Raw genomic sequence first — 13,181 nt, 5'->3', positions numbered from 1 at the left:
ACATGAACGAATGGCTTGGCGACGCCCCGCTCGTCGGCGAGCGGGTCACCTTGCGACCCTTGACCTTCGACGACGCTCCCGCACTCGCGCAAGTTGTCGACGATCCGCAGCGCTTCGCCTGGACATCGGTGCCACACGACGAGGAGTCGGCGCGCGAATACATTGCCGCCGCACACGCCGACGATGCGCGCATCGCCTACGCGGTCGTCGACAACAGCAACGGACGGCTGGTTGGCTCGACGAGCTACTACGACATCGACCACGCCAACCTCTCCGTCGCGATCGGGTACACCTTCTACGCCGAGAAGGCGCAGGGCACGGCGGTCAATCCGACCGCGAAATACCTTCTGCTACATCACGCCTTCGACGACTGCGGCGCCGTACGCGTCGTGTGGCACACGCACGAGAACAACGCGCAGTCGAGGGCGGCGATCGCGAAACTCGGCGCCGAGTTCGAGGGACTCCTCCGCAAACATCGACGCTGGGCCGACGGATGGCGCACCACCGCGCAGTACGCCATGACCGACGACGACTGGCCCGCTGCGAGAGACGCACTGCTGCAGCGCATCTCACATCACGGGTAAGACATCCCGATTCGGCCGTCGCGGTATCGTCCGAACTCGTCGTGACGCAGGTAGCCCGGCTCGCCCACGTCTCCGATAGCCCGCATGATCTTCGCTCCAATCTTGGAAAAGTGTTCTGCCGCAGGCGAGCTGGGGTTCATCTCCGACAGCATGCCCATCCAGTGGTAGACGAGCTTCAGGTCGTTGGCATTCAGCGGCCCCGGAACCCACCTGTCGTATGGCTCCTCCTGCCACGTGTCGCGGTGCCACGACTGCCATCCGTAATCCCACCCGCTCGGTGGTGCTATCGCGACGAGACCGTTGACGACGACGTCGAGTCGTTCGACGCCGATCTCGGTGCGCCAGCGTCGTAGCAGGCCCAGATAGGCGACGTACTCGTCGGCCGACCAGTTGGTGGTGCTCAGGCTGTCCCATCCGGCCCACCGCAGCGCGCGTGCCACCGCGGGCTCGATCACCTGGCAGGGATGGTCGGCGGCGCCTGCTCCCGCGAAGTAGAGGTACCAGGTGAAGCCGCTCGGCCCGAGTCGGTCGATGCGGTTGGTGCGTCCGGGACGCAGCATGTCGTAGGCCTTGTCCGGATCGGTTGACGCGATGGCTGCCGCCTCCTGCAGCACGCGGGCGACTCGGCTGCGATTAGCGCTCACCGCGATGATGCGTTTGCGGTTGTCGGAGACGGCGCGCCCGGTGCAGAACGCGACGGAGTTCCAGAGGAGGGTGAGCGCCGCGTCGGGGCTCGTGGACGCGAGTGTGCCGAGGTCGAACAACTCGGCGCGCGAACGGGATGTGCCGATCCCGGCGTCGGGGAGGCCTGCGGCGACGAGCTCGTCGCGCCACCAGTTGCCGTCGATCTGCACGGTGTCGGTCATGAGGGCTGCGGTGCGGTCGGCATGCGCGGCCCATTCGATGAGTTCGGTGGGAGCTGGGAGGTCGGGTGTTGTCATGCACCCTAGGACGTCGAGAACCGCCGCTCGGTTCCACCTGATTTTCCTGCCGTGACGTCTCCCGCCATGACATTTCCTGCCGCGACATTTCCAGCGACGCCGTCGAGGCGCGCGGCATCACGCGGCGGATACGCGCCGACGGCGCCGTCGAGTGGTCCGCCCGCCGGATCGTCGAGCGGTCTGCCGCGTCGATCTCGACGCACCAGGTCGTCCTCGGGGTGGTAGATCTGCCAGATCACGACGATGCACAGCACGATCACCATCAGAGCGCGAACGACAACGGCCAGGGTGAACCAACCCTCGGGGAGCCAGCGGCGCGATGGGTCGAGGAACAGTGACATCCGCGGAATCCACACCAGGGCGTCGATCACCATCCACGTCATCAGCAGTCGCGTATGCGGAATGGCCAGTACAGCGAGCGGCACGAGCCACAGCGAGTACTGCGGACTCCACACCTTGTTCACCAGCAGAAAGCCCGCGACCATGAGGAACGCCAACTGCACGAGACGCGGTCGGGTCGGCGCGCGCAGAGCCAGGTAGCCGATCCCGCACGCGATCAGGGCCAGCAAACCTAGTGTGATCGCGTTCAGCAGCGTGATGTTCCATGTGAAACCAAACGCTTTGGCGAGGATGCGGAAGAGGGTGTCGGAGTCGGCGCCGCGCTCGCTGTTGTAGCGGAAGAACTCGTACCAGCCGCGCGGATACAGCACCAGGATCGGCAGATTCACCACGACCCACGTCAGCACCGCCACCGCCGCTGCGGTCAAGAAATCGGTGACCCGCCTTGCCCTCAGGCATAGCACGAGAAGAACGAACAGCAGCAGGATCGGATACCACTTCGACGCGACACCGAGTCCGATGAACAACCCCGCGAGCCAGGGTTTATTGCGCGCCCACGCCAGGATCGCGACGGCGACCATCGCCACCGCGATTGCGTCGAAGTTGGTGAACGCGTGGACGATCACCAGTGGTGAGAGCGCAGCCAACCACGCCGCCCAGATGCGCGTACGAGCGGTCAGCGCCGTCGCCCAGACGACGACGAGCCAGAACAGCGCGAGGCCGAGCGCCACGAGGTTGAAGAACAAGACGACGCTCAGCGCCCCGGGGATGCCGAACTCGTCATGCAACCACTGCCAACCGTGCGCAGCCTGCGCGGCGGCGTACATGTAGAGGCCGGTCAGCACCGGGTACTCCATGTACCGCTTGATGGTGTTGCCGTTCTGGTCTTGTTGAAACCAGTACGTCTTGTAGGGGAACGCACCCTTGTCCAGTTGTTCGGCGCCGTAGAGCGCGATCACGTCGGAGTAGCAGAGATTGGTGAACTGACGCTGGTTGTCCCAGTCGAGTCGCATCGAGTGCCCGGCGTCGTTGGCCTCCGACGTCGCCGGAGCCTGCTGCAGACAGCCGGCCTTGCCGTACCAACTGAGGGCCAACGCACACAGTGACAGCAGGAACAGCACACGGATCGGTGTCCAACGCCGACTGCGTCCGACGGCCCCGTGCGTACCCAGCGGGCCGCCGATCACACGACTCGCGTCGCGCGCGACGACGTCGGTCCTGCTCGGGATCACGCGCGCGTCGTCGACCCGAAGGTCATCAGACAGCGCAACCGGGCTCGCTACCCCGTCGGAAATCACCCCGCCAGGAATCGATCGCTGCTGTGACTGCGCCGACGCGGCGTCGTCGAAGTGCTTTCCCGACGACGAGCGACGGTCAGCCGACCGGCGGCTCAGGGGTGACTCCGCCCTCGTTGCCGGTGCCGGTATTGCCCTCGCCGTTACCGCCGTTGCCCGCACCACCGTTACCGGTGGTGCCGTTGCCGTTTCCCGGCTCCGGATTACCTGGGAGCGGGATCGTCACGCCGGGAGCGAGGGTGATGCCGCCACCTCCGCCACCGCCGTTTCCGTTGCCCGGAATCTGCGGAATCTGCGGGGTGTTCTCCCGCGGCGCGCGTGTCCGCGGCGTGTTGTAGTCGGGGTTGTACGTCTGCGTCGGCGCCTCGGTCGGCGCACCTGCCTGACCACCCACAGCCGCGGGTTCTGGGAACTGCTCGATCTGGTCGCCCTCGAGCGCATTGTTCATCGACTTGCGCCAGATCTGCGAGGGCAGTCCGCTGCCGTAGACCGGCGAACCCCCGTAATTGGTCAGCGCGGTGCCCTTGTCGGTACCGACCCAGACGGCCGTGGACAGCTGCGGCGTGTATCCGACCATCCACGCGTCCTTGTTCTGCCCGGTGTCGCCGAGCTGCGCGGTGCCGGTCTTGGCCGCCGACGGACGTGTGCCGTAGGTGCCGTCGGAGAGTCCGTTGCCGTTCGAGTACGCGGCAATCGGCTCGAGCGCGGAGGTCACGTTGTCGGCGACCTTGGCGGGGAAGACGCGCTTGCCGTCGTTCTGCTGATGCTCGTAGAGCACCTCGCCGGTCGAGGTCTCGACCTTCTGCACCATGTACGGCTCGCGATACACACCCGACGCTGCGAGGGTTGCGTACGCCGACGCCATGTCGATGACCCGAGACGGGTACTGACCGAGCACGACGCCGCCCTCGACCTGACCGTCGGGGTTCTGGAGCGTCTGCTTGATGTCGCCGAAGGACTCGGCGACACCCGCGGTGTGCGCGGCGTCGGCGACAGCGCGCGCCTGACCGTTGAGGTCCATCATCAGGCGGTAGTAGACGGTGTTGAGCGACATCTTCATCGCCGTGGCGAGGTTGCACGAGCCGCAGCTCTCACCGTCGGAGTTCTCGACGGTCAGACCCGACGACGTCTGATACGGCGCGGAGCTGTACACCTTCGACAGCGGGATTCCCTGCTGCAGTGCAGCGACGAGCGCGAACACCTTGAACGACGATCCGGTCTGCAGACCTGCCTGCGCGTAGTCCCAACCCTGGCCGTCGTCGCCGCCGTAGTAGCCGCGAACTCCACCGGTCTTGGGATCGATCGACACGACGGCGTCGCGGATCTTGTCGGGCTCGCCGTTGAGCACGCCGTTGTCGCACGAGTAGATCTTGTTCTCGCGGCACGCGGCCTGCACGGCGGCGTTCTGCGCCTTGGGATCGATGGTGGTGGTGATCTTGAGACCCTCGGTCCGCACCTGCTGCTCGGAGATGTTCAGCTTGTTCAGCTCGGCCATCACCTGGCGCTTGATCAGACCGTTGGGCCCGGGCGTCTCGACGGCCGCCGCGGGCTGCGGGTAGACCTTCGGGTACTGCATCGACGCACGCTCGGACTGCGTGAGCGAACCGGTCTGCACCATGCCGTCGAGCACGTAGTTCCAGCGACCCTCGGAGGCGACCTTGTCGACGGCCGGGTCGTAGTAGGAAGGCGAACGGATCGCAGCTGCCAGAACCGCGGACTCCTCGGGGGTCAGCTTGCTGACGTCCTTACGGAAGTAGGCCTGCGAGGCTGCGGACACACCATAGGCGCCGCGGCCGAAGTAAATGGTGTTGAGGTAGGCGGCCATGATGTCGTCCTTGGACCACTGTCCCGACATCTTGGTCGCGATCGCGAGCTCTTTGAACTTGCGCTCGTAGCTGTGCTCGTCACCGACGAGCGCGTTCTTGACGTACTGCTGCGTGATGGTCGAACCACCACCGGCGTCGGCGTTGTTGGTGAAACGACCGAGCACCGCACGGCCGATACCCGTCACCGAGAAGCCTTCATTGCTGCGGAACTGACGGTCTTCGGCCGCGATCACCGCGTCCTGCATCGACTTGGGGATGTCAGTGATCTTGACGTCGGTGCGGTTGCCCTCCGGCGGCACGACCTTGGCAAGCGTCTTGCCCGTCGAGTCGGTGATCAGCGCAACCTGGTTCTGCTTGATATCGCCAGGGCTCGGCACCGTCGCGGTCGCGTAGGCGATCGCGAAAGCAAGGATGCCGATCAGGATGACCGCGGGGACCAGCCCGCCGAGAATGCCAAGCGTCCAGGCGATCACGCGATGCCGTGACTGCGTTGTCTGCTCGGCATCTTTCTTGGCCGATCGAGTCGGCCGTTTTCCCGTGCCGCGCGACGACTCCGTCCCGCTCATCGATCACCTTTCCGCACCGCGATCCAGGTCCCGCTCACGCGCGCCTGTGCCGTGTTGTTCGAGGTCAGAACCGCCACCGTGGTCGGTTTACCGTTCCTCACAGTACTTCTCCATCGCATCGAGCCCACTCCACTGTGACGTATGCGGCGGTCGCGCGGCAAAAACCTGCGGCACACACCACACACGTCAGAACGTCGACGAGCGCCTTATCTCTCGTCGACGAACGTGGAAACAACAGTTATTCGGCCACCCGACGACGACGTCGTGTCGATCGTGGCGGCAGACCCGCAACGTACGACTGGACGAGATGGTTCCAGCTACATGTACGGCAGACCTCGACGACGTGCACGGTGAATTCTTCGGCGGTCGCGTCGAGTGAGGCGATCTCTTCTGCGGTACGCGCCGATCCCGACACCTGGCCGAGCCGGTCGCCGAACACCCACGACACCAGCGTGACCTGCTCTTTGCGGCAGATCGGGCACAGCGTCGATGACGGGCGCCCGTGAAACTTCGCGGCGCGCAGCAGGTAGGGATTCGCATCGCACACGTCGGCGACGGCTGTCCGGCCGGAGTGGACATCGGACAGTCGGGACCGACGCTGCAAGGCGTAGTCGACGATCTGGCGCACGTGTTTCAGGGTACGTCGTCGCGCTCGGGGACGTCCGCGCGGACGCGCGCCGCGTCGAGCCTCGCAAACGCGCGGGTCGCCCGCCGGACACCCGCGCGACATGTTGTGGACACTCCCCCGTCGACACAGTTATATCGGTGCGATACATTGGAAACCACATCGACGCGACATGCCGTGCCGTCCCATCGGACTTTCTCGGCGTGCGCGATCAGCCATGAGACTCCGAGGAGGTGCGCACCCATGCTGGAGCTCGCCATTCTCGGATTGCTGCTCGAATCGCCCATGCACGGCTACGAGCTGCGCAAACGCCTTACGGGGTTGCTGGGCGCATTCCGCGCGTTCTCGTACGGATCGCTGTATCCGACGCTGCGCAGGATGCAGGCCGACGGCCTGATCGACGAAGCGAGCACACCCGCGGGCATGAAGGTGCGTCGCGGCCGCCGCGTCTACCAGCTGACCGAGAAGGGTCGTATCCGCTTCAACGAGCTGGTCGCCGACACCGGACCGCAGAACTACACCGACGACGGATTCGGCGTCCACCTGGCCTTTTTCTCCCGCACCCCCGCGGTGGCCCGGATGCGGATTCTCGAGGGGCGTCGGCGTCAGGTCGAGGAACGGCGTGAGGGATTGCGCGAACTCGTCACGCGCGCGACACGCGCGTCGGATCGCTACACCCGCCAACTGCACGAGCTGAGTCTCGAATCGAGCGAGCGCGAGGTGCGCTGGCTCAACGAACTCATCGCCGCAGAACACACACTTCCGGACGCGAACCCACAGCCGGTTCGCGACGGGACACAGGAAACACCCGAGCCGCCGGAATCGGCTGCGCTCGACACCACCCCGGTGACGCAGAATTCGCCGGCGGTAACCCACGTTCCAGGGTCCAGCGACGTTCGCGGTCCCAGAGAAAAAGAAGGAGAACCCGACCATGGGTGAGCCCAATAAGGTGCGCGTGGCCATAGTGGGCGTAGGAAACTGCGCTTCATCCTTGGTCCAGGGCGTTCAGTACTACAAGGATGCCGACGAGAACTCGACCGTCCCCGGTCTGATGCACGTCAAGTTCGGTCAGTACCACGTGCGCGACGTCGAGTTCGTCGCCGCGTTCGACGTCGACGCCAAGAAGGTCGGCTTCGACCTCTCCGACGCGATCTTCGCGAGCGAGAACAACACCATCAAGATCGCCGACGTCCCGCCGACCGGTGTCACCGTGCAGCGCGGCCACACCCTCGACGGTCTCGGCAAGTACTACCTGCAGACCATCACCGAGGCCGACGGCGACGGCGTCGACGTCGTGAAGACTCTCAAGGACAACGACGTTGACGTCCTGGTCTCCTACCTCCCCGTCGGCTCCGAGCAGGCTGACAAGTTCTACGCACAGTGCGCGATCGACGCGGGTGTCGCCTTCGTCAACGCCCTGCCGGTGTTCATCGCCTCCGACCCCGAGTGGGCCGAGAAGTTCCGCGCCGCAGGCGTGCCGATCGTCGGCGACGACATCAAGAGCCAGGTCGGCGCGACCATCACCCACCGCGTGATGGCCAAGCTGTTCGAGGATCGCGGCGTCGCACTCGACCGCACCTACCAGCTCAACGTCGGCGGCAACATGGACTTCAAGAACATGCTCGAGCGCGAGCGTCTCGAGTCCAAGAAGGTCTCCAAGACCCAGGCCGTCACGTCGAACCTCACCGGCTCGCTCGCCGGCAAGGTCGAGGACAAGAACGTCCACATCGGACCGTCGGACCACGTCGCATGGCTCGACGACCGCAAGTGGGCCTACGTCCGCCTCGAGGGACGCGCCTTCGGCGACGTGCCGCTCAACCTGGAGTACAAGCTCGAGGTCTGGGACTCCCCCAACTCGGCAGGCATCATCATCGACGCCGTGCGCGCCGCGAAGATCGCCAAGGACCGCGGCATCGGCGGACCGATCCTGCCCGCCTCGGCCTACCTGATGAAGAGCCCGCCCGAGCAGCTCGCCGACGACGTCGCTCGCCAGCAGCTCGAGACGTTCATCGAGGGCTGATCCGACGGTCTGACCCCGTCACGCCACACGATGCCCCTTGGTCCGGACCCCCGGACCGAGGGGCATCGTCGTGTGTGGGGGGTTGTGTCAGCGACCCCGGGCAGCGACGCTCACGCCTGCGGCGCCAACACGTCCTCGTGTCCGTGTCGTCGGCACCAGCTCACGATGTAGCGCGCGTGCAGGCCGCACCATCGGTACACCGACGCCTGGGTGAGCGGCAGGCGGTCGTCGTGTTCGCGGCGCTCGAGCAGCAGCGGACCGAGGTAGTGGCTGGTCACCTTGTTCGCGGTGTTGTGCGACACCTTCGCAACCGACGCCAACGTCGCGTTGTCCGACGCATTTCCCGCGGCAATGGCGCCCGCCATGCGCGCCGCCGTGATCCCGCGCCTGCCGGAGAACAACTCGTACAGCGGCGGGTGAGTCGGCGAGGGCACCCGGTCGTCGAGCTTCGAGCCGTGAGCGACGGTGCGCAGCGCCGCGATCAGCGAGCCGAATCCGTCGGCCTTGGCGACCACGCCCCAGACATCCGGCCGCAGCCGTGCTTCTTCGAGATGATCGATCTCCATGGAGTGTCCCTGGGTCGCCAACAGCACCGGCGCGAGGCGGTCGGCATGATGGAGGCCGTCGAGGACGTCCAGACCGTCGAACGTCCACTCGATGTCGGGTCGATTCCAGATGAGGTCGGCGCAAACGACGTCGAACCGTACGCGCCCGGACACGCTGCGGACGAATTCCTCCTGGTCGCGGGCCACGACAACAGTGGCACCCTCGATAGCCGAACGCACCGGTTCGGCCACCACATGCCCAAGCGGTGATGCGATCAGGATGCGCATCCCTTCCATGGCCACTCCCCTCGAGCGCGGGTTCGCATGCGTGATTACGCATCCCATGCCACTTTTCATGCGCGATCTTGCACGCACATGTTTGCGTCAGGCGTTTTCGTGCGTGAACCCCGCACATATATGTCATCACAAGTGCTGACTTGCGCAGCCGCCGGGGGCAGGATTCTTTATGCTCGATTTGCTCGAGTACATCAAATGCACACTCGCGCGCTGCGCATTTTCCGGGGGGACCTCAATGACTGCCGACGTCGTCAGCGAACTCGACACCGCACCTTTGGAGGCCGTCAGGACCGCACCCACCGCGGTGATCATCGCAGAACACGACGTCATCGACTCGGCGCTGGCCGTGTTCGTCGAGGACGCCGGACATCGCGCAGTCATCATCGACCTCGACAACGCGACCGATTCACTCGGCGGACTCGACGCCCCTGGCATCACGATCGTGCGGTCCGCGCGCCGCGTCGCTCAGGTCCGGTCCATTCGCGCGCTGAACGGCACCGTGATCGGCGCGATCGGCGTGCCTGTGTCGGACGCGCGCAGCATCGACATCACCGACCCCGGACACGCGCTCGACGTCTTGGCCGCGCTGGCCGGAAGGTCGGAGTCGGCCCAACCCCGCGTCCCCCGCATCCACCTCACCGAACGCGAGCGCGAGATCCTCACCGCGTACGTCCTCGGCGCGACGCTGCGCGAGACGGCTCGCCGGTTCTTCATCGCCGAGAGCACGGCACGCGAGCACTATCGTCGGGTTCGGCAGCGGTATCTCAACGCCAGCAGGCCCGTCTCCAACAAGGCCGAGCTGCTGCTCGCACTCATCGCCGACGGTTGGGTGCGCCCCGAGCAACTGTGAACCCGCGAATGCAAGCCGACGCCTCCGCGCTGATCAGTAGTGTTGAACCATGCGCGTGCAACGGTGGGTGGCGACCGGTCCCGGCGGTCTCGACGACTTCGCATTCATCGATGATCAGCTCCATCCACCAGGGCCGGGCGAGGTCAGTATCGAAGTGCTCGCCGCAGGCGTCAATCCCGCGGACCTCAAGCACACGCTGACCGCATCGGAGTTTCCCGTCCCTGTCGGCTACGAGGTGTCCGGAGTGATCGCGGCACTCGGCCCGGGCACCGAGATTGCCTCTGGCGCAGCATCTCCCGGCGACGACGTCCTCGCATTCCGGGTATACGGCGGGTACGCGACAGCGTTGACTGTGCCCGCGGAGAAGGTGTTCGCAAAGCCTTCGACGCTCAATGAGGCCTCGGCTGCAAACCTGCTGCTCGCGGGCACGACCGCCGCCGACATGCTACGGGCGTCACGCGCGGCGACCGGCGACACGGTTCTCCTACACGGCGCGTCGGGCGCGGTCGGCATGGCGGTGTTGCAACTCGCGCTGCTGCGCGGCATCACCGTGATCGGGACGGCGAGTCCGCACAGTTTTGAGCGGGTCGTCGAATTCGGTGGTCTCCCAGTCGAATACGGCCCAGGGCTGGCCGATCGTGTTCGCGCGCTGGCTCCGAACGGCGTCGACGCCGCACTCGACGCGGCCGGTACCGACGAGGCCATCGATACATCCGAGGAGTTGGTCGCCGACCGCTCGCGCATCGTCACCATCGTGGCGCGCGACCGCGCCCAGCGAGACGGATTCGTAGCTCTTGGCGGTACACAGCCAGAGAGTGCCGCCTACCGCGATTCGGTTCGGGCGGAGTTGATCGCGCACGCCGCGGCAGGCGACCTGGTGGTTCCGGTCGCCCACACCTTCCACCTGTCACAAGCGCGCGCGGCTCTCGAACTCGTCTCGGGCGGACACGCGGGCGGCAAGGTCGCGCTGCTGGTATGAGTCTGATGATCGTGGCCGAGGAGGATAGTGCCACAAGGAAGGCCGTGGCACAGTGAGAGACGTGTTGTTGCCTTACCTCGTCCCCGCCGCGCCCGATGACCCCGACGCGGTGACCGTCGGCGACGACGCGCTCTCGCGCGAAGACCTCGTCGGTGCGGCAACCGCTGTCGCAGAACGGATTCGCGGAGCACGCACGCTGGCCGTGCTCGCCCATCCGACGATCGAGACAGTTCTCGCCGTCGTCGGCGGCCTCATTGCGGGAGTTGCGATCGTTCCCGTTCCGCCGGATTCCGGCCCGCGCGAACTCGAGCACATTCTGACCGACTCGGGTGCGCAGGCGTGGCTCGGCGCCGCACCCGATTCGACGACACTGCCGGTCATCCCGATCCGACGCTTCGCCCGCTCGTGGCATTCGCATCCCGAACCTCCCGGCGAGTCCACCGCGCTGATCCTGTACACCTCGGGCACGACCGGGCTTCCCAAGGGCGTGCCGATCACCCGCCGCGCGATCGCCGCGGGACTCGACGCGCTGGCCGATGCGTGGGCGTGGACCTCCGACGACACTCTCGCCCACGGCTTGCCGCTGTTCCATGTCCACGGGCTGATCCTCGGCGTTCTCGGCCCACTGCGCCGCGGCGGCAAGCTGATTCACACCGTCAAGCCCACCCCCGCGGGTTACGCCGCCGCGGCCGCTCGCGGTGCGTCGATGTTCTTCGGAGTACCGACGGTCTGGACCCGTATCGGCGCCGATCCTGCTGCAGCGCAGTCACTTTCCTCAGCACGACTGCTGGTGTCGGGAAGTGCCCCGCTACCCGTCCCGGTGTTCGACAGGATTCGTGAGCTGACCGGACACGAGATCGTCGAACGATATGGCATGACCGAGACCATGATCACCGTGTCGACCCGATTCGACGGCGAGCGCCGACCAGGCTGGGTGGGAATACCGCTGCGCGGCGTCGAAACACGGCTGCGCAGCAGCGAGATCGACTCCGGTGCAACGGATCTACCGCACGACGGCGAGTCGGTCGGCGACCTCCACGTGCGCGGACCGATGGTCGGGTCGGGATACCTGAACCGGCCGGAGGCCACGGCCGAGAGTTGGCTCGCCGACGGCTGGTTCGCGACGGGCGACGTCGCAGTGATCGGCGACGACGGCATGCACCGCATCGTCGGCCGTGCGTCGACCGATCTGATCAAGTCGGGCGGATTTCGTGTCGGCGCGGGCGAAATCGAGACCGTCCTACTCGGGCACCCCGCCGTCGACGAGGTCGCGGTGATCGGCGTTCCCGACGACGACCTCGGGCAGCGGATCGTCGCATATGTGGTCGGGACGGCAGTCCCCGACGACGAGCTCATCGGGCTCGTGGCCACCGAGCTGTCCCAGCACAAGCGGCCCCGGGAGATCAGGCGCGTCGACTCACTTCCACGCAACGCGATGGGCAAGGTGCAGAAGAAGCTGTTGACGCAGTGACCAGTCCGTTCGGCCGTCGCGGTTCGACCACCGGCGGCGTTCGACGCCCCGCCACCCGGATCGACATCATTCCCTCGGCCTACGGCCAACCAGCTTCTATGTTCCCGTCAGCCGTCCGTGGGTAGGGTGGCGGGCGCGTCGGCAATATGTCCGACTTGTCACTTACGATGTGACCGTCATTCGACAGTGGCTCCCGCCACACCGCGGCAGAAAGGCACGAAACATGGGCGTCAGCCTGAGCAAGGGTGGAAACGTATCGCTGACCAAGGAGGCTCCCGGCCTCACGGCTGTCGCAGTCGGCCTCGGCTGGGATGCGCGGACCACCACCGGTGTCGAGTTCGACCTCGACGCCAGCGCAATCGCGTGCGGTACCGACAAGCGGGTGCTCTCCGACCAGCACTTCGTGTTCTTCAACAACCTCCGCTCGCCGGAGGGCTCCATCGAACACGCCGGCGACAACACGACCGGTGAGGGTGACGGCGACGACGAGGTCATCAACGTCGACCTCGCGGGCACCCCTCCCAACATCGATTCCATCGTCTTCCCGGTCTCGATCTACGACGCCGACTCGCGCGGTCAGTCGTTCGGTCAGGTTCGCAACGCCTACATCCGCGTCGTCAATCGCGCCAACGGCTCCGAGATCGCCCGCTACGACCTGTCCGAGGACGCGTCGACCGAGACCGCGATGGTCTTCGGAGAGCTGTACCGCAGCGGTGCCGACTGGAAGTTCCGCGCCGTCGGCCAGGGCTACGCGTCCGGCCTCGCGGGTATCGCCCGCGACTTCGGCGTCAACGTCTGATCCACGTCGCTACGATGCCGCGCCTGACATTCGCAGGCGCGGCA

General features: G+C 66.1%; 12 protein-coding genes. 7 read left to right on the top strand and 5 right to left on the bottom strand.

The annotated features are described in order from the left end of the window. Positions 1 to 2 precede the first annotated feature (2 nt). Positions 3 to 584, top strand: a complete 582-nt coding sequence (locus ABW18_RS12455) for a GNAT family N-acetyltransferase (protein ID WP_049699267.1) — start codon at positions 3 to 5, stop codon at positions 582 to 584. Here ABW18_RS12455 and ABW18_RS12450 read toward each other — a convergent pair. From ABW18_RS12450 to ABW18_RS12435, 4 genes are all read right to left on the bottom strand, one after another. Continuing rightward, entirely contained in the window at positions 575 to 1,525 is a 951-nt protein-coding gene (locus ABW18_RS12450) for an 8-oxoguanine DNA glycosylase OGG fold protein (protein ID WP_049699266.1), read from the bottom strand. The genes ABW18_RS12455 and ABW18_RS12450 overlap by 10 nt on opposite strands. A gap of 5 nt (positions 1,526 to 1,530) precedes the next feature. Then, positions 1,531 to 3,162, bottom strand: coding sequence for a glycosyltransferase family 87 protein (locus tag ABW18_RS12445; protein WP_083444387.1), 1,632 nt, complete (start codon positions 3,160 to 3,162; stop codon positions 1,531 to 1,533). A gap of 76 nt (positions 3,163 to 3,238) precedes the next feature. Continuing rightward, positions 3,239 to 5,551, bottom strand: a complete 2,313-nt coding sequence (locus tag ABW18_RS12440) for a transglycosylase domain-containing protein (RefSeq protein ID WP_049699265.1) — start codon at positions 5,549 to 5,551, stop codon at positions 3,239 to 3,241. A 238-nt stretch (positions 5,552 to 5,789) separates the two neighbouring features. After that, positions 5,790 to 6,188: a DUF5318 family protein gene (locus tag ABW18_RS12435; protein ID WP_039854392.1), complete on the bottom strand. Its 399-nt coding sequence runs from the start codon at positions 6,186 to 6,188 to the stop codon at positions 5,790 to 5,792. A gap of 231 nt (positions 6,189 to 6,419) precedes the next feature. On the opposite strand from ABW18_RS12435, the gene ABW18_RS12430 reads away from it, so the two are divergent. Then, entirely contained in the window at positions 6,420 to 7,115 is a 696-nt protein-coding gene (locus ABW18_RS12430; RefSeq protein ID WP_049699264.1) for a PadR family transcriptional regulator, read from the top strand. After that, positions 7,108 to 8,196: an inositol-3-phosphate synthase gene (locus tag ABW18_RS12425; RefSeq protein WP_049699263.1), complete on the top strand. Its 1,089-nt coding sequence runs from the start codon at positions 7,108 to 7,110 to the stop codon at positions 8,194 to 8,196. The genes ABW18_RS12430 and ABW18_RS12425 overlap by 8 nt, the downstream gene beginning before the upstream one ends. A 110-nt stretch (positions 8,197 to 8,306) precedes the next feature. Here ABW18_RS12425 and ABW18_RS12420 read toward each other — a convergent pair whose 3' ends face one another. Further along, a complete protein-coding gene (locus ABW18_RS12420) occupies positions 8,307 to 9,038 on the bottom strand; it encodes an MSMEG_1198 family transcriptional regulator (protein ID WP_049699262.1) in 732 nt (243 codons plus the stop codon). A gap of 235 nt (positions 9,039 to 9,273) precedes the next feature. On the opposite strand from ABW18_RS12420, the gene ABW18_RS12415 reads away from it, so the two are divergent. The 4 genes from ABW18_RS12415 (at position 9,274) to ABW18_RS12400 (ending at position 13,137) form a co-directional block, all read left to right on the top strand. Next, entirely contained in the window at positions 9,274 to 9,888 is a 615-nt protein-coding gene (locus tag ABW18_RS12415; RefSeq protein ID WP_049699470.1) for a helix-turn-helix transcriptional regulator, read from the top strand. A gap of 49 nt (positions 9,889 to 9,937) precedes the next feature. Further along, positions 9,938 to 10,867, top strand: coding sequence for an NADP-dependent oxidoreductase (locus ABW18_RS12410; RefSeq protein ID WP_049699261.1), 930 nt, complete (start codon positions 9,938 to 9,940; stop codon positions 10,865 to 10,867). Between the two features lie 61 nt (positions 10,868 to 10,928). Then, a complete protein-coding gene (locus ABW18_RS12405) occupies positions 10,929 to 12,338 on the top strand; it encodes an acyl-CoA synthetase (RefSeq protein WP_049699469.1) in 1,410 nt (469 codons plus the stop codon). 223 nt (positions 12,339 to 12,561) lie between these two features. Beyond that, complete coding sequence (locus ABW18_RS12400) at positions 12,562 to 13,137, top strand: TerD family protein (protein WP_049699260.1); 576 nt, start codon at positions 12,562 to 12,564, stop codon at positions 13,135 to 13,137. Positions 13,138 to 13,181: the final 44 nt, after the last annotated feature.

This window comes from Gordonia jacobaea (assembly GCF_001186365.1).
Taxonomy (GTDB): domain Bacteria; phylum Actinomycetota; class Actinomycetes; order Mycobacteriales; family Mycobacteriaceae; genus Gordonia; species Gordonia jacobaea.
Note: the sequence above shows the minus strand (reverse complement) of the source record. Positions and strands in the feature narration are given on the sequence as shown.